The following is a 22,347-nucleotide window of genomic DNA, read 5'->3' as shown; positions in this document are numbered from 1 at the left end:
GGGGGATGTTTGATATCGGGTCGCGTGCCAAGCAGACTCGAAAGTGAACGATCCAGCTCCGCTGCTCCATCCGAACCGGCTCCAACCGATCGCGAGGAGAACGCTGTGTCCGTGTATCTGTATCGGTGGGGGAAGTTCGCCTTCCGTCGGAAATGGATCGTGCTGCCGGTGTGGTTGGCGCTGTTCCTGCTGCTCGGAATCCTGGGCGGTCAGCTGAAGGAACCGATGACCGACGACTTCAGCATGCCGAACCTGCCCTCCGAACGCGCCACGGAAATCCTCGACAAGCATTTCCCCGGCCTGTCCGCCGCGTTCGAGTTCGACGCCGTCACCGGCACCTACGTGGTCGGCGCACCCGCGGGCCAGAAACTCACCGACCCGACGAACCGCGCGGCGCTCGACGAATTGATCGGCCGGGTCGGACAACTCGACATCGTCGACAAGACCACCCCGATCACGAATCCGATCACCGCCACCGAACAGATGGGCTGCCTGGTCCCCGACCCCGCGCCGAGCCTGTGCAGCGGCGCGCCGCTGAACGTGTTGAGCCGCACCGCTCCCGAGACGGTCGCCTACTTCAGCGTCCCGTTCACCATCCCCGATTTCAGCGCCATCACCGACGCGGACCGCACCGCCGCCTACGACGCCGCCGACCCGGCGCGCGCCGCCGGACTCACCGTGGAGATGAGCGGCACCATCGCCATCGAACAGGGCGGGCCGAGCGGGAAATCCGAACTCATCGGCATGGCCGTGGCCCTGGTCGTGATGATCATCGCCTTCGGCGCGATCGCGGCCGCCTTCGTCCCGATCGTCACCGCGATCGTCGGCCTCGGCGCGGCGACCTCGCTGATCTTCCTCGGCACCTCGATCGTGTCCATCCCCAGCTTCACCACCTTCCTCGCCTCGATGATCGGCATCGCGCTGTCCATCGACTACGCGCTGTTCATCGTCTCCCGCTACAAACACGAACTCGCGGTGCGGGATTCACCGGAGGAGGCGGCGGGCACCGCGCTCGGCACCGCCGGGTCCGCGGTGGTGTTCGCCGGCCTCACCGTCATCATCGCGCTGGTCGGACTGGCGATCGTCGGCGTGCGGTTCCTGACGTTCATGGGGTTGGGCGGCGCGATCGCTGCGGCCTTCGCCGTGCTCACCGCCATCACCCTGATGCCCGCGCTGCTCGGCGCGTTCGGCAAGGCCCTGTTCAAGCCGAAACTGCCCCTGGTCGCCCAGCACGATCCCGAGGACGACAGCCAGGTCACCAACGGTATGCGGGTCGCGCGGGTCATCGGCCGGATGCCGGTGGTGACGCTGGTGCTGAGCATCGTGGTGCTCGGCCTGCTCGCCGCCCCCGCCGTCAACCTGAACCTCGGCCTGCCCGGCGAGGACAGCATGGCCAAGACCACCACCGTGCGCAAAGCCTACGAACTGCGCACCGAGGGATTCGGCGAGGGCAGCAACGGTGTGCTCCAGGTCGCCGTCGACCTGGAAGGCGTCGCCCCGGAGAACCGGGCCCGCGCGCTGACGGCCCTGCGCGACACCCTCGCCGGCTACCCCGCGATGGAATACGTCACCGAACCGCAGATGAGTCGGGACGGGCTCGGCGCGCTGCTCGACGGCGTCCCGAAAGCCGGACCGAACAACCAGGAGACCAAGGACCTGGTGCGCGACGCCCGCGCCGACGAACAACGCCTCGCCGACGAATTCGGCATCAGCTACGGCATCACCGGCACCACCGCCATCTACGCCGACATCGACCACGTGCTGCTCGGCAAGATCGTGCCCTACCTCGCCATCGTGGCGGGCGCGGCGTTCATCCTGCTCATCCTGGTGTTCCGCTCCATCCTCGTGCCGCTCACCGCCGCGCTCGGATTCCTGCTGTCCATGGCCGCGACCTTCGGCGCGACCGTGCTGATCTTCCAGGACGGCGCGCTCGGCCTCATCGACGATCCGCACCCGCTGGTCAGCTTCCTGCCGATCATGCTCATCGGACTCGTCTTCGGACTCGCCATGGACTACCAGGTATTCCTCGTCACCCGGATGCGCGAGGAATACGTGCACGGCAAACCGCCGAAAGAGGCGATGGTCTCCGGGTACCACCACGGCGCCCGCGTGGTCACCTCGGCCGCGATCATCATGATCTCGGTGTTCGGCTCGTTCATCCTGGAAACCGACGCCACCGCCAAGCAGATGGGTTTCGCGCTGGCCGCGGGCGTCCTGCTCGACGCGTTCCTGGTCAGGATGGTCCTGATCCCGTCACTGCTGGTCCTGCTGGGCGACCGCGCCTGGTGGATACCGGCCTGGCTGGACCGGATCGTGCCCGACATCGATGTCGAAGGCGCGAAACTGCATGCCCTGCGCGAAGATTCCCGCTGACCGTGCGGCGTCCCCGTGCGCGCGGGGACGCCTCAGCGGCTCGGTTCCGGCACGTCGCACTCGGCGACCTTGGGATTCACCCCCACATAGTTCAACGGTCCGGCCACGGCGGTGAGCGCGATCGTGCCGAAACCGGCGCAATCGATCGGGCCGACCTGGAAGTAGTCGCGTTGCGCCGCGGCGAGCAGCCCGGTGGCCAGCCAGACCATCAGCAGCATGCTCGCGATTCGGGCTCCGAACGAGGGGGATTGTCGTCGCGGGATCGCACGGTCGCGGTCGCGCATAGTCATCGCATCCTTCCGCACTCGCGTAAGAAGTCGAGCAACCCGCGCGGGGTCGGACACGTCCCTTTCTGCGGCCCCAGCGGATGACTCCGGCCCCGGACGGCTGATTTCCGGCCATCCACGGGCAACTCTGTGGCGTCTTGCGTTGCGTACGAAACGATTGCGCTGTTTCGTGTGAAACATTGTCTCACGCAGCACGGCGGGCTGACAATCGTCGGATCTCGCTCGGATCGCAGGGGCGATCCGCAGGCGCTCTGTTCGGTGGCGATCTACCGGCGATGCAGCCGCGAACCGATGGCTAGCCAGGCACGGGCCGCCACAAACGAGATGGGGGCCGGGTACGCGAACCCGGCCCCGATCATCGCTCCCGTACTACGGGCTGGGCTGCGGAACGTTGCAGTCGTCGATCTTCGGGTTCACACCCATGTAGTTCAACGGCCCGGCGACCGTGGTCACCGCGATCGTTCCGAAACCGGCGCAGTTGACCGGCCCGCTGTCGAAATACCCTCGTTGCGCCGCGGCGATCACGCCGATGACCAACCAGATCAGGACAATCAGTCCACCGACTCTCGAATAACTGTCGCGCATTGTTCTACCGCGGCTAGTTCGGTGACACCCAGAGCGTCACACTCATCCGCGCTCTCCTTCTTGGTTCGCGAGATACCCACCCACGCCCGAAACTCACCCCCTCGGGAACTCGAAAATCTTCCCGTTCGTTCGGCCCGCATGCTCGATCATCACCCGTCGATCTCCTGGTCGATCATCGCGTCCAGCGCCGCACGCCACTCGCGATAGTCGAGGAACGGCAGGTGCGCGGTGGTGCGTCCGAGTTCGGCGATCGGCACGAATACCCGCGGCGGGCCGACGACTTCCGCGAGCCGGACCAAGTGGTCCGCGTAGTCGTCAGCCATCGCCGCATAGTCGTTCGTGTTCCACGACTTTCGGCGTGGTGTGCTCACCTGTCGCCACCCCCGTCGTAGTCGGACGGCCAGAAAATCATCGCGACGACCACGGCGACCGGTACCGCGACCACCGCCACCAGACCGACCTCACCCCAGTTCATCGGCCACCGCCCCGGACCTCCGTAACCAGCCGACGGTGCGCACCTCGGCACCCGACGCCGTACCGCGCCCCGTCGAGGGCGCATCTCGTATCGAGGTCGGTCACACCGAGCGTCGAATTCATCCCCTGCCTCTCCCCTGCGATGAGTTGGTAGGCACCCACCGCCGCGGACCGCGCGATCATGCCGCGTGGTGCCGGTCGTTCGCGTGTCGACGCGGCGGTGGGGCCGAGACGAGCATTCATCGAAACGCCCCGGCTACGAAACGATTTCGCGTCCACAGGCGTCCACTACCGCGCTACCGTGGAGAGATGGAACCGGGCGCTGTTCTCCGTGCCGCCCGTGCGGCGGCCGGGATCTCCCTGCGTGCGATGGCCGAACGGACCTTCTACGGGAAGTCGTATCTGTCGCTGGTCGAGACCGGCCGTCGCCCCGTCCCGCCAGGGGTGACCGCGGCTTACGAGCGGGTGCTCGGCGCGGATCTGGGTCGGCTGAACGCGGCGGTGCGGACGCCTGCCACCGTAGATCCGGCGGCCCTGTCCGAGGTCGCCACGATGCTCGCCTCCACCCGGCGCGTCGAAGACGCCGTCGGCGCGGCGGCCGTATTGCCCACGGTGCGGGGGATGTCGACCATGATCGAGATGTTCGTCCGCGAATCCCGATACGCGCGGAGGGAAGCGGCGGCGCTGGCCTCGGAGATCACCCAGTATCGCGGGTGGTTGGAGCACGCGATCGGGGCGGACGCGACCGCGCGGCGGACAGTGGGCACGGCCGTGAGCCTCGCCGAGCAAGCCGACGACGCCGACCGACTCGCGCACAGCCTCGGTTTCCTGGGGTATGTCACCGTGTCCGGCGGCGATTACGGCGAAGTGCTCGCCCTGTCCGATGCCGCCTTGGCGGTGCCCGCCGCGCATCCGGTCCTCGACGCCTACGGCAGGATGCGCCGCGCGGAACTGCTCGCGGCGCACGGAGAGCGGCGGGACGCGCAGCACTGCCTCGTGCTCGCGGACGCGGCGTCGGAATCGGCGGACGGGCTGGAAGCGCCCCCGTCGATGTACTGGTGGTCCACGGGATTTGCCGCGGTGCAACGGGCCGGTGTGTTGTCCATGCTCGGCGACACCGGCCGGGCCGCCGAGGAAGCCGCCCGCGGTCTCGGCGCGATGCCCGCCGAGCACCGCGGGTCCGAATGGCTGGCCTCCGCCCTGCGTCGCGTCGACCCGGACATGGTGGGCAAATGACACGCGGACCCCTACCGGCCTGAGACACAGAAAAAGCCCCTCACCTGGCAATTCAAGTGAGGGGCTCTTGGCGGTGGCGGAGGGATTTGAACCCTCGGAGGGGGGTTACCCCTCACACGCTTTCGAGGCGTGCTCCTTAGGCCGCTCGGACACGCCACCGCCAAGAACGATACCGGACGGGCCGGGGATCGCTAAATCGGCTGGTGAGGGGTCAGCGTTGGCTGCGGAAGAAGGCGTCGAGCAGGGCGACGCAGTCGGGTTCCAGGACGCCCGCGCGGACTTCGGGGCGGTGGTTGAGGCGGCGGTCGCGTACGACGTCCCACAGGGAGCCGACGGCGCCGGTCTTGGGTTCCCAGGCGCCGAAGACGAGTCGGCCGACGCGGGCGGCGACCAGCGCGCCCGCGCACATGGTGCACGGTTCCAGGGTGACGGCGAGGGTGGTGTTCTCCAGTCGCCACCCGTCGCCGACGATCGCGGCGGCGCGGCGCAGCGCGATGATCTCGGCGTGCGCGGTGGGGTCGCCGAGCGCTTCCCTGGCGTTCGCGGCGCGCGCGAGTTCCCTTCCGGCCGAATCGAACACGGCCGCGCCGACGGGGACGTCGCGTGGGTCGGCGGCGGCCGCGGCGGCGAGCGCGACCCGCAGCATGGCGGCGTCGGCCTCGGCCGGGTTGGGCGGCGGACTCACCGGGGCAGCTTGTCCAGCACCGCGGAGAGTTCGTTGGCGAAACCGAGACGCTGGGCGATCATGCCGAGTTGTTCGTCCGGGTAGAGGTCGGTTTCGGCGAGGATGACGCTCAGCACCGGTTCGGGCAGGCCCAGGTCGGCCAGCACGCCCAGGTCGCCCTCTTCCCAGGGTTCGATGTCATCGAGTTCGTCGGGGTCCAGGTCGGGGATCTCGATGTTGAGCGCCTCGAGCACGTCGGCGGCGATGTCGTAGTCGATCGCCGCGGTGGCGTCGGAGATCAGCAGGCGGGTGCCGCTGGGCGCTGGACGCAGCACGACGAAGAATTCGTCGTCGACGTCGAGCAGGCCGAACACGGCTCCCGAGCTGCGCAGTTCCTTCAGTTCGTCCTCGGCCGCGGACAGGGTGGTCAGCGCCGCGGAACTCAGCGGACTACACCGCCATTTGCCGTCTTCGCGGACAACCGCCACTGCGAACCCTTCCACGTCGTCGTAGTCTTCCTCCGACGTCGCCCTGTTCGTGCCCGAGCGCTGTGCTGCCATGGCCGCAACGGTAGTCTGCTCGAGCCCGATTACTGAAGTCGTATGGGAATCTGTTCGCATGAGTCGTGACCAGAAGACACCTGTTTGCGTCCTCGGGGTGGGTTTGATCGGTGGTTCGGTGCTGCGCGCCGCCACGGCGGCCGGGTATCCGGCCTGGGGCTGGAACCGTTCCGCGGCGGGGGCGCGGGCCGCGGCGGCCGACGGCTTCGACGTCACCGACGATCTCGCGGCGGCGTTGACCAGGGCCGCCGAATCCGACGCGCTGATCGTGATCGCGGTGCCGATGCCCGCGGTGGATCATCTGCTGTCGGTGATCGAATCCCTCGCTCCCCATTGTGTGCTCACTGATGTGGTGAGTGTGAAGGGCCCGGTGGCGGACGCGGTGCGCGCGCGCGGACTGGCCGAACGCTACGTGGGCGGGCATCCGATGGCGGGCACCGCCGAATCGGGTTGGTCGGCAACCGATCCCGAGTTGTTTCGCGGCGCGGTGTGGGCGGTGACGGTGGACGAGGGCACGCACGCGAGCGCGTGGACGCGGGTGGCGCGCCTGGCGCTGGACTGCGGTTCGGTGGTGGTGCCGGTCACCTCGGTCAACCACGACCGCGCGGTGGCCCGCGTCTCGCATCTGCCGCACGTGCTGGCGGAGGCGCTGGCGGTGTCGGGCGCGGGCGGCGGCGCGCTGGCGTTGGGGCTGGCGGCGGGGTCGTTCCGCGACGGAACCCGGGTGGCGGGCACCGCGCCGGACCTGGTCAGGGCCATCTGCGAACCCAACCGGGACGCTCTGCTCGAGGTGCTCGAGGACACCCTGACGGTGCTGGCCGCCGCCCGCGACACCCTGCGCGAAGAAGGGTCACTGGCCGAGCTCACCCAGGCGGGCCACGACGGACGCGTGGAGTACGAGACGGCGCGACGGCGGGAGATCACCGACGTCGCGCCCGGCGACCACGACTGGCTGCGCCTGCTGCGCGAGGCGGGCCTGCGCGGCGAGGTGTTCACGAAACTGCCGTGAGCCCCGCTAGATGCGTTCGGCCAGCCCCGGATAGTCGAGCAGGAATCCGTCGGCGTCGACCGTCACGGTGGCGCTGGACACCGGCGAGAGCACGCTGATGCCGTCGGTTCCGCTGCTGTAGACGAGGCTGGCCTCCTGCACGAGCAGATCGGGCAGTCGCACGTAGACGACGGGGACGTGCACGTCCTCGACCGCGTGCTGCAAGCCGAACCGCCGGATCGGCAGGGTGTTGAAGAACGGGCTGAGCACCACGTCCACGTCGAGCGCGCCGCCGAAGGTGGAGCGGATGTGGCTGCCGCCCGCGTCGACCAACCAGTAGTCCTCCTCGTCGCGGGCGATGGAGGCGTGCCGCTCTCCCGCGGCGGTGGTGGCGCGCAGCGACAGGCGTTTGGTGACGCCGTTCTCGTCGGTGACCAGGTCGTAGGAGGCACTGAACGCGGGGTGGTCGTCGCACGCGCCGCCGATCATGCGCCCGGCGGCGCGGATGCGATTGCCGTTCACGGTCACCCGCACCGACTCCATCCGCGTGGCGTTGTGCGAACGCCACGTCAGAATCGCCGGCCACCGTGACGCGTTCTCGGAACCAGGGGCTGGATTGGTCACGTCTCTACCGTAAGCGACAAACCCCCGGCGACCGCATCACACGGCCACCGGGAGCGCGCGGATCGGTCACACCAGCGACTCCTGCCACGCCGCGTGCAGGCCGGCGAACCGTCCGTCGCCCGCGATCAACTCCGCCGGTGCGCCGTCCTCCACGACGCGGCCACGGTCCAGCACCAGCACCCGGTCGGCGATCGACACGGTGGACAAGCGGTGGGCGATGATGACGGCGGTGCGCTCGCGCAGCACCGTCTCCAGTGCCCGCTGCACCTGTCGTTCGCCGGGAATGTCCAGGCTGGAGGTGGCTTCGTCGAGCACGATCACCGCGGGGTCGGCCAGGAACACCCGGGCGAAGGCGACCAACTGACGCTGTCCGGCGGACAGTCTGCCCCCGCGTTTGCGGACGTCGGTGTCGTAACCGCCCGGCAGGGTGGTGACGAAATCGTGCAGTCCGACCGCGCGGGCGGCGGCGCGCACCTCCTCGTCGGCGGCTCCGGGACGTCCCAACCGGATGTTGTCGGCGACCGATCCGGAGAACAAATACGACTCCTGCGTGACCATCACCACATGCCTGCGCAGGTCCGCGTCGGGGATCCGGCGCAGGTCGACGCCGTCGAGGGTGACCGTGCCCGCGGTGGGGTCGTAGAAGCGGGTCAGCAGCTTGGCGAGGGTGGATTTGCCCGCGCCGGTCGCCCCGACCAGCGCGATGACCTGCCCCGCCGGGATGTCGAGGTCGAATTCGGGCAGCACAGTGCGCTCGTCCGCGCCGCTCCGGTCGTAACCGAAGCGCACGCCCGTCATCCGCAACGCGCCGCGCACCGGGTCCGGCACGGCCGGATCGTCCGGTTCGGCCACCAACGGTTCCTCCTCGAGCACCCCGGAGATCTTCTCCAACGCCGCCGCGGCGGACTGGTAGGAGTTGAACACCTGCGCGAGTTCGTCCAGCGGGCCGTAGAACTCGTTGAGGTAGAGCAGATAGGCCGCGAGCACGCCGAGCGCCAGATTGCCCTCGATGACCTGCCACGCGCCGACCACCAACACGATCACCGTGGTCAGGTTGCCCAGCAGGCGGGTCAGGCCCGCGTAGTCGCCCATGCCGCGCATGGCCGCGGTCGTCGCGGTCTGGTATTCGCCGTCCTCGGCCGCGAGCACCGACTCGTTGCGCTGTTCACGGCGGAACGCCTGGACCGCGCGCATCCCACCCATCGACTCCACGAACTGCACCACCACCCGGGCGATGGCACCCCGGGTGCGGCGGTAGCCCGCGCGCTGACGGCGCTGGGCCCAGCGGGTCACCAACGCCAGCGGCACGAACCCGACGAGCACGATCGCGGCCAGCATCTGGTCCAGGTAGATCAGCAGCGCCGCGATGGTCAGCACCGACAGGATCGCGCTCATCGCCTGGTTGAGCGCGCCCTCCAGCAGTTCCTGGAGGGTTTCCACGTCGGCGGTGAGCCGGGCCACGACCTTGCCGGAGGTGTACTTCTCGTGGAAGGACACGCTCAGCCGCTGGGTGTGCGCGAACAGGCGCACCCGCAGATCGAACAGCACGGCCTGACTCAGCGACCCCGACAACCGGATGAACAGGTAGGTGGTCAGCGCGCTCAGGGCGATGGTCCCCACGAACCCCGCGACCGTCCACGCCATCGGCGCCCAGTCACCCACCCGACCGGACGCGATGCCGACGTCGAGGCCGTGCGCGATGAACAGCGGCGCGGAGACCTTGGCCGCGTTGTCGACCACGATCAGCAGCAGCACCAGCAGCGCGCGCCGTCGATACGGGCGCACCAGGCTCAGCAGCAGTCGCCGGGATCGACCGGCCAGCACCAGGTTTCCGGTGACGTCGACCTCGCGGTCCTCGCCGGCGATGCCCCGCCAGTCCGCCTGCTCGTCGGTGGTCTTCTCGTCGGTGGCCTTCTCGTCCGTCACGACCGACTCGGTCACGGCCTGTCCTCCCCGCCCATCAGTTCCCGGTAGCGCGCGCTGGTGCGCAGCAGTTGTTCGTGGGTGCCCTCGGCCGCGATCACGCCGTCGGCCAGCAGCGCGACCCGGTCGGCCAGCGCGGCGGTCGACGGGCGGTGGGCCACCAGCAGCGTGGTGACACCGGCCAGCACCTCGCGCAGTCGCTTCTGCACCCGCTCCTCGGTGTCCACGTCCAGCGCCGAGAGCGGGTCGTCGAGCACCATGATGCGCCCACGTCGCGGCGCGCCCGCTCGACCCAGCACCGCGCGGGCCAGCGCCAACCGCTGCCGCTGCCCGCCGGACAGGCTCAGTCCCTGCTCGCCGATCCTGGTGTCCAGACCCCACGGCAGTTCGGCGACGAACTCGGTGGCCTGGGCGACGTCGAGGGCGCGCCGCACATCCTCGTCGGTGGCCTCGGGATCGCCCAAGGCGACGTTCTCCCGGACGCTCGCCGAGAACAGCACCGGGTCCTCGAACGCGACCGTCACGAGTTCGCGCAGATCGGCCAAGCGCAGGTCGGTGATATCGACGCCGTCGATGGTGATGCGCCCGGAACGCACGTCGTACAGGCGCGGGATCAGGGTGAGCAGCGCGGTCTTGCCGCTGCCCGTCGCACCGACCAGCGCCAGCGTCTCCCCCGGCGCCACGCGCAGCGAGATGTCGCGCAGCACCGGCGTTTCCGGTCCGCCCGGTTCCTCGCCGCGCGGGAACCCGAAACTCACGTGCGTCAGCCGCAGATCCCCCGAGATCCGCTCGGGCAGCGGCGCGGGGCGCGGCGGATCGGCGATGTCGACGGGAATGTCGATGATCTCCCAGTACCGTTCGGCGGCGGCGCGGGCGTCGTTCATCTCGGCGAGCAGGAAACCGGTCCAGATGATCGGCCACTGGACGAAAGTCGCCAGCGTGATGGCCGCGACCAACGTGCCCATCGTCATCTCACCGCGCGTGACCGCCCACCCGCCGTAGCCGAGCGCGAAGGCGATCGCGAGCGGAGGCAGCCCGACCATCGCCGACCACAGGGTGGCGTCGAGCCGGTACTTGACCATCTCGGTCCGTTGCAGTTCCCGCGACTGGGCGGTGAAACGCGCCCCGAAGAACGCGCCGCGGCCGAACGCTTTGAGCACGCGCACGCCCTGCGCGGCCTCCTCGGCGGTGGTGGCCAGATCGCCCGCCTGGTCCTGACCGCGCCGCGCCGCGATGCCGTAGCGCCGGTCGAAGCGGTTGCACAGGTAGCCGAGCGGGGTCACCACGATCGCGAAGATCAACCCGACCTGCCAGCTCAGCGCGAACAGGATGACCACGCCGACCGGGATCACCACCATGTGCGTGCACAGGAACGGGCCCGCGAAAGCGACGAAGCGCCGCAGCGTGGCCAGGTCGTCGACCGCGCGGGACAGCAGCTGACCCGATTCCCACCCGTCGTGGCGGCCGATCGCGATCGTCTGCAACTGGCGGTAGATCTTGGCGCGCATGGTGATCTCGAAGACCGTGGCGGGCCGCGAGACCAGCCAGCGCCTGCCCCACACCCCCAGCGCCTCGAGCAGGCCGAGCACCAGCACCAGCGCGACCGGGCCGATGATCCCCGGCACGTTCCCGTGGGCGATCGGACCGTCGATGATGCGGGCGATGATCAGCGGGATGACGATCGCGGTGAGCGTGGCCAGCACCGCGAGCACCGTCGCCCAGACCAGCGGGCCGCGATGCGGACGCAGGTAGGGCGCGAACCGCAGCAGTGCGTGCAGCCGCCCCGGTCGACGCGCGACCGCGGGCGGCGACAGTTCGGGTTCCGGTTCGGTGCGCGGCGGCTCCGTGACGACGGACATGGTTCCCCCCTGGTGTGGTGATCGGCGGCTACGCGAGAGCAGAACGCCCGCGCGCGAACCGGGCTCCGACCTTCCAGAGTGGCAGTCCCCGGGGGATCAGCCAAGCCGTTTTTCGACCGACACGACCCGCTCCCCCGCCCGGAAAACTCCGAGCTACCAGCAGATACCGTCCACGCGACTAGACTGCCCCGCGTGCTGATCGTCGCCGGACACCTCACCGTCAGAGACCGCGAGCGCTACCTCGAACAGTGCCGCGAGGTGGTCGAGGCCGCCCGTTCGGCGCCCGGTTGCCTCGACTTCGCCCTCGGCGCGGATCTGGCCGCACCGGACCGGGTCAACGTCTACGAGCGCTGGGCCGACCGGGCGTCGGTGGACGCCTTCCGCGGGCAGGGCACCTCGGGCGACGAATTCGCCGGCCACATCGTCGGGGCCGACGTGCGCGAATTCACCTACGACGACGAAGTCCGCCTCTGACTCACCGCACACCGGCGCGTTCGGGCTCGGGAACCTCGTCGGGGAACGCCTGCTGCTGGTAGCCGCCGCGCAGCGTGCCCTCCAGATAGGCGGCGCGACAGGCCCGGCGGGCGATCTTTCCGCTGGAGGTGCGCGGAATCGACCCGGCGGGCACCAGCAGCAGATCTCGCACGTTCACGCCGTGGCGGGCGGCCAGCGCGGCACGCACGGTGTCGGCGATCGGCCCCGGGTCGGCTTTGCCCGCGCCCGTTCCGCGTTCGGCCACCACCACCAACTGCTCGGAGGTGTCCTCCGGGTCGAGGGTTCCCCCGAACTCGAGAACCTCGGCGGGCAACTGGTTCGCCGGCACCGAGAACGCCGCCACGAAACCGGGCCGCAGCGCCGAACTGGCCTCCTGCGCCGAGAATTCCAGATCCTGCGGATAGTGGTTGCGACCATCCACGATCACCAGATCCTTCACCCGGCCGGTGATATAGAGCTCACCGTCGATGTAGACGCCGAAATCGCCGGTGCTCATCCAACGCCCGTCGGGATCGGCCCCCTCGGCGTGGCTGCCCCGCGGCAGACGACGCGTCAGGCGGTTGTGGAAGGTCCGCTCGCTCTCCTCCCGACGACCCCAGTACCCGATGCCCATGTTGTCGCCGTGCAGCCAGATCTCGCCGACCGTGCCGTCGGGCTGTTCGGTCCCGCTGTCGCTGTCCACGATCGTGGCCCACTGCGAATGCGCGACGTACCCGCAGGACACCTGCGCGATCGCGTTCTCGTCGTCAGGATCGACCTGCACGATGCGGCCCGCGTTCAATTCGGCGCGGTCGACGTGCACGACCTTCGCGCGGTCGGCGCTCCTGGTCGCCGAGACGAACAGCGTCGCCTCGGCCATGCCGTAGCAGGGCTTGATCGCCGTCTCGGGCAGCCCGTAGGGCGCGAACGCCTCGTTGAATTTGCGCATCGACGCGGGCGACACCGGTTCGCTGCCGTTGATCAGGCCGATCACATTCGACAGATCCAGTTCCTCGCCCGCCTTGGGCAGACCGCGCGCGGCGGCGTGCTCGAAGGCGAAATTCGGTGCGGCGGCGAAGGTGCCCGCGCCGTCGGAGGCCGCCGCCAATTCCTTGATCCAGCGGTAGGGCCTGCGGACGAACGCGCTCGGGGACATGATCGTGATGAAGCCGCCGCCGATGGTCGGCAGGATCACGCACAGCAGGCCCATGTCGTGGAACAGCGGCAGCCAGGTGACCCCGCGCGAATTCTCCTTCACCCCGATCGCCTCGATCATCTGCAACAGATTCGTGCCGACCGCGCGATGGGTGATCTCCACGCCCGCGGGCGACCGGGTGGAACCGGAGGTGTACTGCAGATACGCGACGTCGTCGATGCGGATGTCGGGGCGGACCCAGGTCTTGCCGACGCTGTCGGGGATCGCGTCCACCGCGATACTGCGCGGACGCCGCGCCGCGGGCAGGTGCCGGAAGAATTCGCGCACGCCCGCCGCCACCGAGGACACCGTCAGGATCGCCGAGGGCGTGCAGTCGTCCAGGACGGTGCGCAGACGATCGGTGTGGCCCTGCTCGTCGGGATCGAACAGGGGGACGGCGATCATGCCCGCGTACACCGCCGCGAAGATCGACACCACGTAGTCCAGCCCCTGCGGGGCGAGCACCGCGACCCTGTCCCCCGGCCGCGAAACCTGTTGCAGCCGTGCGGCCACCGCGCGCAGCCGGACGCCGAACTCCCGCCAGGTCAGGTCCTGGTATTCCCCGTCACGCTCCCGGGAGTAATCGATGTAGCGGTAGGCGAGCTTGTCGCCGTTCTCCGCGCTGTGCTTGTCGACGAAATCGATCAGGGTCTTGTCGGGCGGGATCCTGATGAAGCCCTGCTCGTCCACATAATCGTCAAAGGTCTCGCCGATCATCAGCCATATCCTTCATCCGACGGGCACCCGAGGGTGCGCGTGACACCGAACACAGAACGACACGAGCGCCGAGGTACATTAGCAGGTAATAGCCTGTCCGTCATACCTTTCCGGCATCACTCAGTACCTTCCGAAGGTCAGCGCGACGTTGTGACCGCCGAAGCCGAAAGAGTTGTTCACGGCGTAATCGATACGCCCCGACCGGGCCTGACCGCGCACGATGTCCAGTTCGATCTCCGGGTCCTGGTTCTCCAGGTTCAGCGTCGGCGGGACGACGCCGTCGCGGATGCTCAGCACCGTCAGCACCGACTCCAGCGCGCCGACCGCGCCGATCGAATGCCCGAGCGCGGATTTCGGCGCGTACACCGAGGCGTGCGTGCCGATCGCCTGGTGGATCGCCCTGGCCTCGGCGGTGTCGCCGATCGGGGTGGCGGTGGCGTGGGCGTTGATGTGGCCGATGTCGCGGGCGTCCAGACCGGCCGTGTGCAGCGCGCGCGTCATCGCCCGGGCCGCGCCCGTGCCCTCCGGGTCGGGGGCGACGAGGTGGAAGCCGTCGGAGGTGACCCCCGCGCCCATCAGGCGCGCGTGGATCGTCGCGCCGCGGGCCTTGGCGTGCTCCTCGGTCTCGATCACCATCATCGCGCCCGCCTCGCCGAAGACGAAGCCGTCGCGGTCGACGTCGAAGGGCCGCGAGGCGCATTTGGGATCGTCGTTGCGGGTGCTCATCGCGCGCATCATCGTGAACGCGGCCACCGCGACGGCCTGGATGGAACCCTCCACCCCGCCGGTGACCACCATGTCGGCGTCGCCCATCACGATCATCTTCCAGGCGTTGGCGATCGCCTCCGACCCCGACGAGCACGCCGAGACCGGCGTGCAGACCCCGGCGCGGGCCCCCAGTTCCACCGCGACGCAGGCGGCCGACCCGTTGGGCATCAGGGCCTGCACCGTCAGCGGCGAGACCTTGCGGTAGCCGCCGTCGGCGAGTTTGTCCCTGGCGTCGATCAACGCCTCCGCACCGCCGAGACCGGTGCCGATCGAGACACCCAGCCGATCCCGGTCCACCTCGGGACTGCCCGCGTTGCGCCACACCTCCCGACCCAGCACCGTCGCCATCTGCTCGACATAGGACAGGCTGCGCGTCTCGTGCGGGGCCAGGCACGTGCCGGGCTGGACCTTCAGATGCCCGCCGATCTTCACCGGGAGCTCGAACTGGTCGACGAAATCGTCCTCGAGGACGTCGATTCCGCTCTCCCCGTTCAGCAGGCCCTTCCAGGTGGAATCGACATCACCCGCGAGGGACGTGGTCGCGGCCAGACTGGTCACGACGACGTTCGGGAAGTTCCCACGGGTGGTGGACGGGATCTGCATCGGTGGCTCGCTTTCCTGGCCTCGCAAACGGGGATGAATCCGGAACTGCGCGACGACCCCTGGGGGGCGTCGGAGGAAGAGCAGCGGCCGCGATCACGAGTCGGCCGAGTGGCAATTATCGAGCAGGTCGATCCGCTCCGAAGCATGACACGCGCGCCGGGTCGGGCGCCAACCGGTCCGGCGGCCCGCCGGCGAGATGTCTCCCGCCCCCGGACTCGAGTAATCTCGGCCCGTCGTGGATTCGGCGGACGCGGAAGGGATGACGGTGACGGGGCGCATGGTCGGGTTGTTCGCCGGGATCGGCGGACTCGAACTCGGCTTGGCCGCGCACGGTTGGCGCACCGACCTGCTCTGCGAGATCGACCCCGGGGCGCGCGCGGTGCTCGCCGCCCGCTTTCCCGAGGTCGACCTGCACATCGACGTCACCCGACTGCGGTCGATCCCCGCGAACACCGAACTGGTCGCGGCGGGCTTCCCCTGTCAGGACCTGTCCCAGGCCGGACGCACCGCGGGCATCACCGGCGACCGCTCGGGCCTGGTCGACGAGGTGTTCCGGCTGGTGCGCCGCAAACGCGGGCCGCGCTGGCTGCTGATCGAGAACGTCCCGTTCATGCTGCAACTGGGCCGGGGCGCGGCGATGCGCCACATCACCGCGGCGCTCGAGGAGCTCGGCTACACCTGGGCCTACCGGGTGGTCGACGCGCGCGCCTTCGGACTGCCGCAGCGGCGGGCGCGGGTGCTGATGCTGGCCTCGCGCACCGAGGACCCGCGTCCGGTGCTGTTCGGCGAGGACGCCGGACCCGCCGAGATCGGCGATCCGGACCGCGACCCGTGCGGTTTCTACTGGACCGAGGGGGTGCGCGGACTCGGGTGGGCGGTGAACGCGGTACCGACCCTCAAGGGCGGTTCGGCGATCGGCATCGCCAGTCCGCCCGCCGTGCGACTGCCCTCGGGCGAGATCGTCACCCCGGGACTGGTCGACGCGGAACGACTCCAGGGCTTCGCCGCCGACTGGACCGCCCCCGCGGTGACCGTGCCCGGTGTGCGGGCCGGTCACCGATGGAAGCTGGTGGGCAACGCGGTGAGCGTGCGGATGGCCGACTGGGTGGGCGCGCGGTTGGCCGCCCCCGTGGGCGACCCGCCGCCCGGACTGCCACTCACCCCGGGCGAGCCGTGGCCGGTCGCGGCGTGGGGGCACCGCGGGGCCGCCCACCGCGTACCCGTCTCCACCTGGCCGGTGCACGAACCCTACGAGGACCTGAAGAACTTCCTCACCGAGTCGCGACTGCTGTCCGCGCGCGCCACCGCCGGATTCCTGCGGCGCGCCGGCATGGGCAGCCTGCGGTTCCCGCCCGGCTTCCTCGATGACGTCGAGAGCCACCTCGACCGCATGGGCGGGTGGGCGGCGTGAGCGAGGCCGGCGGCACGGGCGACGTGAGCCACTCCGGCAGCGCGGACGGCGTGAGCGACACCGGCGGCGTGCGCCGCGTGAGCGACCGTCCGCCAACCGACGCGGCGACCAGCGCGCGAATGTCGCGTCAGCGGCGGACCGGGACCAAACCGGAACTCGCGTTGCGTCGCGAACTGCACCGCCGCGGGTTGCGCTATTTCGTGGATCGCGCGCCGCTGACCGGGCAGCGTCGCCGGGCCGACGTGGTGTTTCCGCGCCGCCGGGTCGCCGTCTACGTGGACGGCTGTTTCTGGCATCGCTGCCCCGTGCACGCCACCTCGCCCAAGAACAACGCCGCGTGGTGGGCGGACAAACTCGCCGGGAATGTGACCAGGGATCGCGCGACCGACGCGCAACTGATCGAAGCGGGCTGGCACGTGGTGCGGATCTGGGAACACGAGGACCCCGTCACCGCCGCCGACCGGGTGCAGGCCGCGTTGGACGGGTGATCGGCTAGCGGTTGCGCACGCGAACGAGGGTGCGCGGCGCGGTCGCCGCGAAGTAGCCGGACGCCGCGATGACGGCCATTACCGCGAAGCCACCCGCGGCGGTCATGAACTCGAACATGGAACCTCCTCGACAATTCCCCTCCACCCTCGGCGACGAACCTGACAGGAACCTGTGTTTCCGATGGCAATGCGATGCGAAGAGAAAACGAGGCAGGTCACTTCTATGCGGGAGAATGGGGACGTGACCGATAGCCAGAAGATCGCTGTATCTCGGTTCGCGGTGTGGTCGATCGCGGCGGCCATCGCCGTGGCCGGACTCTGCTACTCCTCGTGGCTGCTCCAATACGTCCTGCCCCTGCACGTCGACTCGGTCGACACCTTCCTCAGCGAACTCGACGCCGAAGGCAAGCCCTACCGGCAGGTCTTCGACGTCGCCGACAAGATCGTCGGCGCGCTGCTCATCCCCGCGAGCCTCGGCGGGCTGCTCGTCTTCCCGCGTCGCCGCCTCACCACCGTCGGCTGGGTGGCGCTGCTCTGCTTCGGCGCCGCCACCATCGCCGACGCCTTGCTGCCCTTGCACGACTGCGTCCCCGGCGAAGCGGGCTGCGGTAACGGCGGACTCTTCCCGCAACTGCACCAACCCCACGCGCTCACCAGCACCCTCGCCGTCACCTCCATCGCCGTCGCGATCCTGGCCTTCACCCTCGCCGCCTTCCGCTACCGCCGCTGGCGCGTCCTGCGCGAAGCGGGCGCGGTGTTCCTCGCGGTCGGCGCGGCCGCCACGGCGTGGATGCTGATCGCCGACAACCTCCCCGGCGACTACGCCCTCGGCATCGCCCAGCGCATCCAGGTCGGCGCGATGTCGCTGTGGCTGATCACCCTCGGCGTCGCGGTAGTGCTCGAAGCCCGCGAGTGACCGATGCTGGGACCATGACCAACCCCCGGGTGACCATCGCCTCCGACTCCGAATTCGAAGCCGTCGTCGGCTACTCCCGCGCGGTGCGCATCGGGAACATCGTCGCAGTCAGCGGCACCACCGCCGCCGCACCCGGTGGCACAGCCGTCGGCGGCGACGACCTCGGCGCGCAGACCCGCGAAGCGCTGCGCCGCATCCTCGCCGCGCTCGCCGAAGCGGGCGCCACGGCACACGACGTCCTGCGCACGCGGATCTTCGTCACCGACATCACCCGCTGGCCCGAGGTCGCCGAAGCGCACCGCGAAATCTTCGGCGACATCCGGCCCGCGGCGTCGATGTACCAGGTCAGCGGCTTCATCACCCCCGCCCTGCTGGTCGAGATCGAAGCGGACGCGGTCGTCGGATGAGGCTGCGCCACCGAGAAATTCACGCGTGACCGTCCTCGGTCGCGGATAGGCTCGGGGCCGTGACCAGCCCCACGCAGGAGCCCACCGCGACTCCGCACGCCGTCCTGGACCGAGTGGCCGAAGCGACCGAACGCCTCCTCCGCACCGCGAAGAACCTCGCCGACGCCGACCTCCCGGAACCGTCCCTGCTGCCGGGCTGGACCCGCGGCCACGTCCTCGCGCACCTCGCGCGCAACGCCGACAGCCTGGTGAACCTGCTGCTGTGGGCGCGCACCGGCATCGAAACCCCGCAGTACGCCAGCCAATTCCTGCGCGACCACGACATCGAAGCGGGCTCCACGCGCCCCCTCGCCGAACAGATCACCGACCTGGAGACCTCAGCCGCCCGTTTCGCCACCCTCGCGGGCACGCTGCCCGACGACGCGTGGCACGCGCGGGTCCGCACCAGGGGCGGCCGCGAGATCCCCGCGAGCGCCGTTCCGTGGATGCGACTACAGGAAGTCGAAATCCACCACGTCGACGTCGCCGCCGCCTACACCCCCGCCGACTGGCCCGCCCCCTTTCTCATCGACCTGCTCCCCGCCGTCGCCGCCGACCTCACCGCCGCCGCCACCACCGGGTCACCCGCCGCCACACCGACGTTCACCGTCGAAGCCACCGACACCCCCTTCACCGCCACCATCGGCGCGACCACCCCCACCCGCACCATCCGCGGCCCCGCCCCCGCCCTCGCCGCCTGGCTCCTCGGCCGCTCCCCCGGCACCGACCTCCCCACCCCACTCCCCACCCTCCCCGCCTGGCGCTGAAACACTTCGAGGCCCCCTCCAGCTGGAGGGGGCCTCGAATGAGTGCGCCCGAAGGGATTCGAACCCCTAACCTTCTGATCACTCCGAACGTATGCATAGATCCGCCAGAATGCGTTGAAGATGCTGCCCCGCATAGCAACTCGATCACGAATACATTCCTATGTCTGCGGCGATCCACTGAGGTACGCGGGCGTTTATGCGGGCAAAGTAAGGGTGCAGCAATCAATGCCTCTGCTCGTCCGGCGATTCATCCAGCCAGCCTGGACGGGCCGACACAGGTTCTCGCTTCGGACGAGCGGGCAGAGTCACACCGATGCGATCTACGATCCCTCAGCATGAGTCCTCGACCCGAACCAGCAATGGGCGGTTTCGTCGCAGCGCTTGATCCCGATACCCGCTGCGCCGACCTTTATCATCTTCCGCCGCGCGGCCGCGAGCCCATGGTGACTCTCCGGCCGGTCGGCAAACGTACCGCATCTAGGTTCGCCGTGGGCCGCCCCGGAGAGTGCTCCAGCATATTCAGAGTTTGGGCTAATAAAGACAAATATGATGTATATGCTTCCATAAGAACCTGGAAAGGACTGGCGAAGTTTTCATTTCACGAGAGTGGAACATACATCTATCATCTGTCCTCGACCGATCACGAGAACGCCAAATGGGTAAAACGCGCCGATCCAAACAATCGCCGTATTGACACCTGGAAGAAACCTGAGACATTCGTGCCGGGATGGACCCATCTGGTGAGCTTCATGATTCCCACGCAAGACATTCTACCGATATCCGGAGCGGGAATAGAGTCCCCGGAATTAGTACGGTGGATCCCGAAGCCCGCAATATCACATTCTTTGACGGAAATTCGAGTAGCAATTGGCGACCCAGGCCAACCATTAATAGATGCAGGATCATCCGATTATCTTCTGAATAACGGCATTGTAGATGGCTTCGTGCTGTGCAATGGACAAATCGTTGTAATCCAGGCACTCTTGACCGCAATGAATGCTACGGCACGCAGATTGCTAGACGACCTCCGCGCCGCATGCCTTAGAGATGCCCCAGCGGATTTCGCGCTGCCGCGTAGCCGGGGCCCCAGGATGGCGGTGCCCTTGATCCAGCCAGACGGACGTCACACCCTCTGGGACATCTCGCCGCCGATAGAAGCAATGACAGCGGACTAGCGTCCGGCGTTTCGACACGCTCTTGAGCAGCGAGGATGGTCCTTACTGCCAGCTTACAGCGCTATCGGTCCCTCAAACCGCTATCGTAGAAGCCGTGAGCAAAGATCAGGCAGCGCAGAGAACATCACGCAAGAGCGTCGATGTGACGAGCGTCAAGCGCGGACAGATCGTGCGAATGACCGAGAAAAAGGCCGCACCCAGCGGCAAGCTACGTGCTGCTATCGACCGGGCGGCTATCCGTCAGCGGTGAACGCGCCATACACGGCGGTCCGACTGACCGCTGAGCATCACACTAACTTTCTCAATTGCGGTGTTCCTAAGCTAGATCAATGGCTCGATAATCACGCCCTTAAAGATCAGAATTTGGGCCTCTCGGCCACTCACGTCTGGGCAGATGCTGGCGATATGGTGGTGGGATACTACACATTGTTGCCAACCATCCTCCGCGAAGATTCCGACAGCGATCGCGGGCTACTCAAGCTATTGAAACCTCCGAAGTTTTGGAGCAAAGAAGCCTATGGGGTCTTGATTGGAAAGATTGCACTAGATCGGTCGCTTCGCGGCAGAGATCTCGGGATTGAGCTTTTCGCAGAAGCTTTTTTGATGGCCAATGAAGCAGCGCTACTCATCGGCGGTCTACACCTGGTCATCGATCCGATGGATAACAACCCTAAACTGCGGTCGATGTATGAGGGATATGGCTTCCAGACAATGGAAGGAACCGACCGCATGTACGTTACCTTCGACCAGTTTCGGGACGGGGTTGCAATTGACGACTGACCTGTGCGTCACCGTCTAATTGGCGAGAGCCTGTCGCGACCGCGCGGCGGAACGGCCCTGGTCGGTGGTGGGTTGCGCATGACGGGGGCTGGCTACCCGCCTGCCCCATAGGGCCTGCCCGTCACGCGCAGAGGCTTACAGGTCAAGGGTGGCCCTTGGGCCATCGGCGTGCCGACGCGACTTGTCGCGCCCTTGAGGTGTGAGGGGCGCGGGATCATAATGCAGGCCACCACAGTCCAGGGCCAAGCGGCCGAAAGGACGCTTCGACCACGCTCCTCCAATGAGCGCCTCGATCAGGGTTGAGACGGTCGAGGGCGGGGGCCGAAGCCCCCTACGGTCACTCGCTGTCGGTCTGGGCGCGGATGGCCTCGTGGTAGGCGGCCAGGCATTCGGGGCAGACGTGGTCGTGTTCGTCGCCGGGGGCGAGGTAGGGCAGGACTGCGATGGCGGGGTTCGGGCAGTTGATGCACTGGGGGGCGGTGGTGACGGTCATGTCGAGGGTTCCTCTCCGGTCGGGGTGGCCTGATCGGGGGCTGAAAGATCACGATCGTGGTGGGTGTCAACAGGTGCGCAGCAATCCCGTAGGGACGCCGTAGGCGCTGTTGACTCCCGCCGCGGTCGTGATAGCCCTCGATCACTGTCAGGCCACCCCGACCGGACAGGAACCCGGACCGTCACCATCCCTGAGCGCGAATCGACGGCCCCGAATTCCGCTGGTGACCAACCTGTCCCGTCCCCGGTGACGAACACGACCACGTCTGCCCAGTCCTTGACGGCCGATCCTCCGCTACGACAGCGATGAAGGGGCCACGGCTGTCCAGTGCGGCAGGAAGGCCAGAAGGCAAGCGAGCGAAGCTCGTGCGGCAGCCCGTATAGGAGTCGATCGGGGTAGGGCGCCGACGATATCGGCTCGACAGGGACCAGTTCGCGCCCTGGCGGCGATTCCGTCCGCCGACGCACCGCCGCGCCGGTGCCCGACGAGCCTGCGAGGAGGGTGCCGTTGCGTGGCGTGCGCGGCGGCGGCGCGGAGCGCC

Annotated in this window: 23 protein-coding genes and 1 tRNA gene; 12 read left to right on the top strand and 12 right to left on the bottom strand. The window is 68.5% G+C overall.

Annotated elements, in window-relative coordinates; all coding sequences use genetic code 11:
• Window positions 1–105: 105 nt before the first annotated feature.
• Window positions 106–2,373: an MMPL family transporter gene (locus tag ON30_RS01045; RefSeq protein WP_040703367.1), complete on the top strand. Its 2,268-nt coding sequence runs from the start codon at window positions 106–108 to the stop codon at window positions 2,371–2,373.
• Window positions 2,374–2,405: 32 nt separating this feature from the next.
• On the opposite strand, the gene ON30_RS01040 is transcribed toward ON30_RS01045, so the two are convergent.
• The 3 genes from ON30_RS01040 to ON30_RS38690 form a co-directional block, all read right to left on the bottom strand.
• Window positions 2,406–2,591, bottom strand: a complete 186-nt coding sequence (locus ON30_RS01040; RefSeq protein WP_040703479.1) for a hypothetical protein — start codon at window positions 2,589–2,591, stop codon at window positions 2,406–2,408.
• Window positions 2,592–3,029: 438 nt separating this feature from the next.
• On the bottom strand, window positions 3,030–3,245 hold the full coding sequence (locus tag ON30_RS01035; protein WP_040703366.1) for a hypothetical protein: 216 nt from the start codon (window positions 3,243–3,245) through the stop codon (window positions 3,030–3,032).
• Window positions 3,246–3,394: 149 nt separating this feature from the next.
• Window positions 3,395–3,568, bottom strand: coding sequence for a hypothetical protein (locus tag ON30_RS38690; RefSeq protein ID WP_157183572.1), 174 nt, complete (start codon window positions 3,566–3,568; stop codon window positions 3,395–3,397).
• 460 nt (window positions 3,569–4,028) lie between these two features.
• On the opposite strand from ON30_RS38690, the gene ON30_RS01025 reads away from it, so the two are divergent.
• The gene (locus ON30_RS01025) at window positions 4,029–4,955 is read left to right on the top strand and encodes a helix-turn-helix domain-containing protein (protein ID WP_040703364.1); all 927 of its coding nucleotides are present in this window, start codon (window positions 4,029–4,031) and stop codon (window positions 4,953–4,955) included.
• 68 nt (window positions 4,956–5,023) lie between these two features.
• Here ON30_RS01025 and ON30_RS01020 read toward each other — a convergent pair.
• From ON30_RS01020 to ON30_RS01010, 3 genes are all read right to left on the bottom strand, one after another.
• Window positions 5,024–5,114, bottom strand: a tRNA-Ser gene (locus ON30_RS01020).
• Between the two features lie 52 nt (window positions 5,115–5,166).
• The gene (locus tag ON30_RS01015; protein WP_040703478.1) at window positions 5,167–5,601 is read right to left on the bottom strand and encodes a nucleoside deaminase; all 435 of its coding nucleotides are present in this window, start codon (window positions 5,599–5,601) and stop codon (window positions 5,167–5,169) included.
• Window positions 5,602–5,636: 35 nt separating this feature from the next.
• The gene (locus ON30_RS01010; protein WP_040703363.1) at window positions 5,637–6,179 is read right to left on the bottom strand and encodes a tRNA adenosine deaminase-associated protein; all 543 of its coding nucleotides are present in this window, start codon (window positions 6,177–6,179) and stop codon (window positions 5,637–5,639) included.
• A 58-nt stretch (window positions 6,180–6,237) separates the two neighbouring features.
• Between ON30_RS01010 and ON30_RS01005 the strand changes: the two genes are divergently transcribed.
• Entirely contained in the window at window positions 6,238–7,188 is a 951-nt protein-coding gene (locus tag ON30_RS01005) for a prephenate dehydrogenase (protein ID WP_040703361.1), read from the top strand.
• Window positions 7,189–7,194: 6 nt separating this feature from the next.
• Here ON30_RS01005 and ON30_RS01000 read toward each other — a convergent pair whose 3' ends face one another.
• From ON30_RS01000 to ON30_RS00990, 3 genes are all read right to left on the bottom strand, one after another.
• Window positions 7,195–7,791 (bottom strand): putative glycolipid-binding domain-containing protein, encoded by a 597-nt coding sequence (locus ON30_RS01000; RefSeq protein WP_083911066.1) that lies wholly within the window; start codon window positions 7,789–7,791, stop codon window positions 7,195–7,197.
• Between the two features lie 66 nt (window positions 7,792–7,857).
• Window positions 7,858–9,717 carry an ABC transporter ATP-binding protein gene (locus ON30_RS00995; RefSeq protein WP_040703477.1) on the bottom strand — a complete coding sequence of 620 codons (1,860 nt, stop codon included), beginning with the start codon at window positions 9,715–9,717 and terminating at the stop codon, window positions 7,858–7,860.
• 11 nt (window positions 9,718–9,728) lie between these two features.
• Window positions 9,729–11,573, bottom strand: coding sequence for an ABC transporter ATP-binding protein (locus ON30_RS00990; RefSeq protein ID WP_040703357.1), 1,845 nt, complete (start codon window positions 11,571–11,573; stop codon window positions 9,729–9,731).
• Window positions 11,574–11,765: 192 nt separating this feature from the next.
• On the opposite strand from ON30_RS00990, the gene ON30_RS00985 reads away from it, so the two are divergent.
• Window positions 11,766–12,047, top strand: a complete 282-nt coding sequence (locus ON30_RS00985) for a putative quinol monooxygenase (protein ID WP_040703356.1) — start codon at window positions 11,766–11,768, stop codon at window positions 12,045–12,047.
• Window position 12,048: 1 nt separating this feature from the next.
• On the opposite strand, the gene fadD32 is transcribed toward ON30_RS00985, so the two are convergent.
• Both fadD32 and ON30_RS00975 read right to left on the bottom strand, forming a co-directional pair.
• A complete protein-coding gene (gene fadD32 / locus ON30_RS00980) occupies window positions 12,049–13,959 on the bottom strand; it encodes a long-chain-fatty-acid--AMP ligase FadD32 (RefSeq protein WP_040703354.1) in 1,911 nt (636 codons plus the stop codon).
• Window positions 13,960–14,079: 120 nt separating this feature from the next.
• Window positions 14,080–15,330, bottom strand: a complete 1,251-nt coding sequence (locus ON30_RS00975; protein WP_040703353.1) for a KasA/KasB family beta-ketoacyl-ACP synthase — start codon at window positions 15,328–15,330, stop codon at window positions 14,080–14,082.
• 277 nt (window positions 15,331–15,607) lie between these two features.
• On the opposite strand from ON30_RS00975, the gene ON30_RS00970 reads away from it, so the two are divergent.
• From ON30_RS00970 to ON30_RS38675, 8 genes are all read left to right on the top strand, one after another.
• Window positions 15,608–16,741, top strand: a complete 1,134-nt coding sequence (locus ON30_RS00970; protein WP_051028807.1) for a DNA cytosine methyltransferase — start codon at window positions 15,608–15,610, stop codon at window positions 16,739–16,741.
• Between the two features lie 77 nt (window positions 16,742–16,818).
• On the top strand, window positions 16,819–17,229 hold the full coding sequence (locus ON30_RS00965; protein WP_281004706.1) for a very short patch repair endonuclease: 411 nt from the start codon (window positions 16,819–16,821) through the stop codon (window positions 17,227–17,229).
• Between the two features lie 241 nt (window positions 17,230–17,470).
• On the top strand, window positions 17,471–18,145 hold the full coding sequence (locus ON30_RS00960) for a DUF998 domain-containing protein (RefSeq protein ID WP_245553890.1): 675 nt from the start codon (window positions 17,471–17,473) through the stop codon (window positions 18,143–18,145).
• A 14-nt stretch (window positions 18,146–18,159) separates the two neighbouring features.
• A complete protein-coding gene (locus tag ON30_RS00955) occupies window positions 18,160–18,552 on the top strand; it encodes a Rid family hydrolase (RefSeq protein ID WP_040703351.1) in 393 nt (130 codons plus the stop codon).
• Between the two features lie 59 nt (window positions 18,553–18,611).
• Entirely contained in the window at window positions 18,612–19,358 is a 747-nt protein-coding gene (locus tag ON30_RS00950) for a maleylpyruvate isomerase family mycothiol-dependent enzyme (protein WP_040703350.1), read from the top strand.
• Window positions 19,359–19,693: 335 nt separating this feature from the next.
• On the top strand, window positions 19,694–20,533 hold the full coding sequence (locus tag ON30_RS38685; protein WP_157183571.1) for a hypothetical protein: 840 nt from the start codon (window positions 19,694–19,696) through the stop codon (window positions 20,531–20,533).
• A 94-nt stretch (window positions 20,534–20,627) separates the two neighbouring features.
• Window positions 20,628–20,783: a hypothetical protein gene (locus tag ON30_RS38680; protein WP_157183570.1), complete on the top strand. Its 156-nt coding sequence runs from the start codon at window positions 20,628–20,630 to the stop codon at window positions 20,781–20,783.
• Window positions 20,780–21,313, top strand: coding sequence for an N-acetyltransferase (locus tag ON30_RS38675; protein WP_157183569.1), 534 nt, complete (start codon window positions 20,780–20,782; stop codon window positions 21,311–21,313). Before ON30_RS38680 ends, ON30_RS38675 begins: the two co-directional genes overlap by 4 nt.
• Before the next feature lie 337 nt (window positions 21,314–21,650).
• Here ON30_RS38675 and ON30_RS38670 read toward each other — a convergent pair whose 3' ends face one another.
• The gene (locus ON30_RS38670) at window positions 21,651–21,806 is read right to left on the bottom strand and encodes a hypothetical protein (protein WP_157183568.1); all 156 of its coding nucleotides are present in this window, start codon (window positions 21,804–21,806) and stop codon (window positions 21,651–21,653) included.
• Window positions 21,807–22,347 lie beyond the last annotated feature (541 nt).

Origin of the sequence: Nocardia takedensis NBRC 100417 (assembly GCF_000308695.1) — a bacterium.
Lineage (GTDB): Bacteria > Actinomycetota > Actinomycetes > Mycobacteriales > Mycobacteriaceae > Nocardia > Nocardia takedensis.
The sequence above is the reverse complement of the archived record's forward strand: the minus strand, read 5'-3'. Positions and strand labels throughout refer to the sequence as shown.

Bases quoted from the DNA above. Each gene is read 5' to 3' on its own strand.
- ON30_RS01040 (WP_040703479.1), bottom strand. From the start codon at position 2,591: ATGCTGCTGATGGTCTGGCTGGCCACCGGGCTGCTCGCCGCGGCGCAA.
- ON30_RS01035 (WP_040703366.1), bottom strand. From the start codon at position 3,245: ATGCGCGACAGTTATTCGAGAGTCGGTGGACTGATTGTCCTGATCTGG.
- ON30_RS38690 (WP_157183572.1), bottom strand. From the start codon at position 3,568: ATGGCTGACGACTACGCGGACCACTTGGTCCGGCTCGCGGAAGTCGTC.
- ON30_RS01025 (WP_040703364.1), top strand. From the start codon at position 4,029: ATGGAACCGGGCGCTGTTCTCCGTGCCGCCCGTGCGGCGGCCGGGATC.
- ON30_RS01015 (WP_040703478.1), bottom strand. From the start codon at position 5,601: ATGCTGCGGGTCGCGCTCGCCGCCGCGGCCGCCGCCGACCCACGCGAC.
- ON30_RS01010 (WP_040703363.1), bottom strand. From the start codon at position 6,179: ATGGCAGCACAGCGCTCGGGCACGAACAGGGCGACGTCGGAGGAAGAC.
- ON30_RS01005 (WP_040703361.1), top strand. From the start codon at position 6,238: ATGAGTCGTGACCAGAAGACACCTGTTTGCGTCCTCGGGGTGGGTTTG.
- ON30_RS00990 (WP_040703357.1), bottom strand. From the start codon at position 11,573: ATGTCCGTCGTCACGGAGCCGCCGCGCACCGAACCGGAACCCGAACTG.
- fadD32 (WP_040703354.1), bottom strand. From the start codon at position 13,959: ATGATCGGCGAGACCTTTGACGATTATGTGGACGAGCAGGGCTTCATC.
- ON30_RS00975 (WP_040703353.1), bottom strand. From the start codon at position 15,330: ATGCAGATCCCGTCCACCACCCGTGGGAACTTCCCGAACGTCGTCGTG.
- ON30_RS00970 (WP_051028807.1), top strand. From the start codon at position 15,608: ATGGTCGGGTTGTTCGCCGGGATCGGCGGACTCGAACTCGGCTTGGCC.
- ON30_RS00955 (WP_040703351.1), top strand. From the start codon at position 18,160: ATGACCAACCCCCGGGTGACCATCGCCTCCGACTCCGAATTCGAAGCC.
- ON30_RS38685 (WP_157183571.1), top strand. From the start codon at position 19,694: ATGAGTCCTCGACCCGAACCAGCAATGGGCGGTTTCGTCGCAGCGCTT.
- ON30_RS38670 (WP_157183568.1), bottom strand. From the start codon at position 21,806: ATGACCGTCACCACCGCCCCCCAGTGCATCAACTGCCCGAACCCCGCC.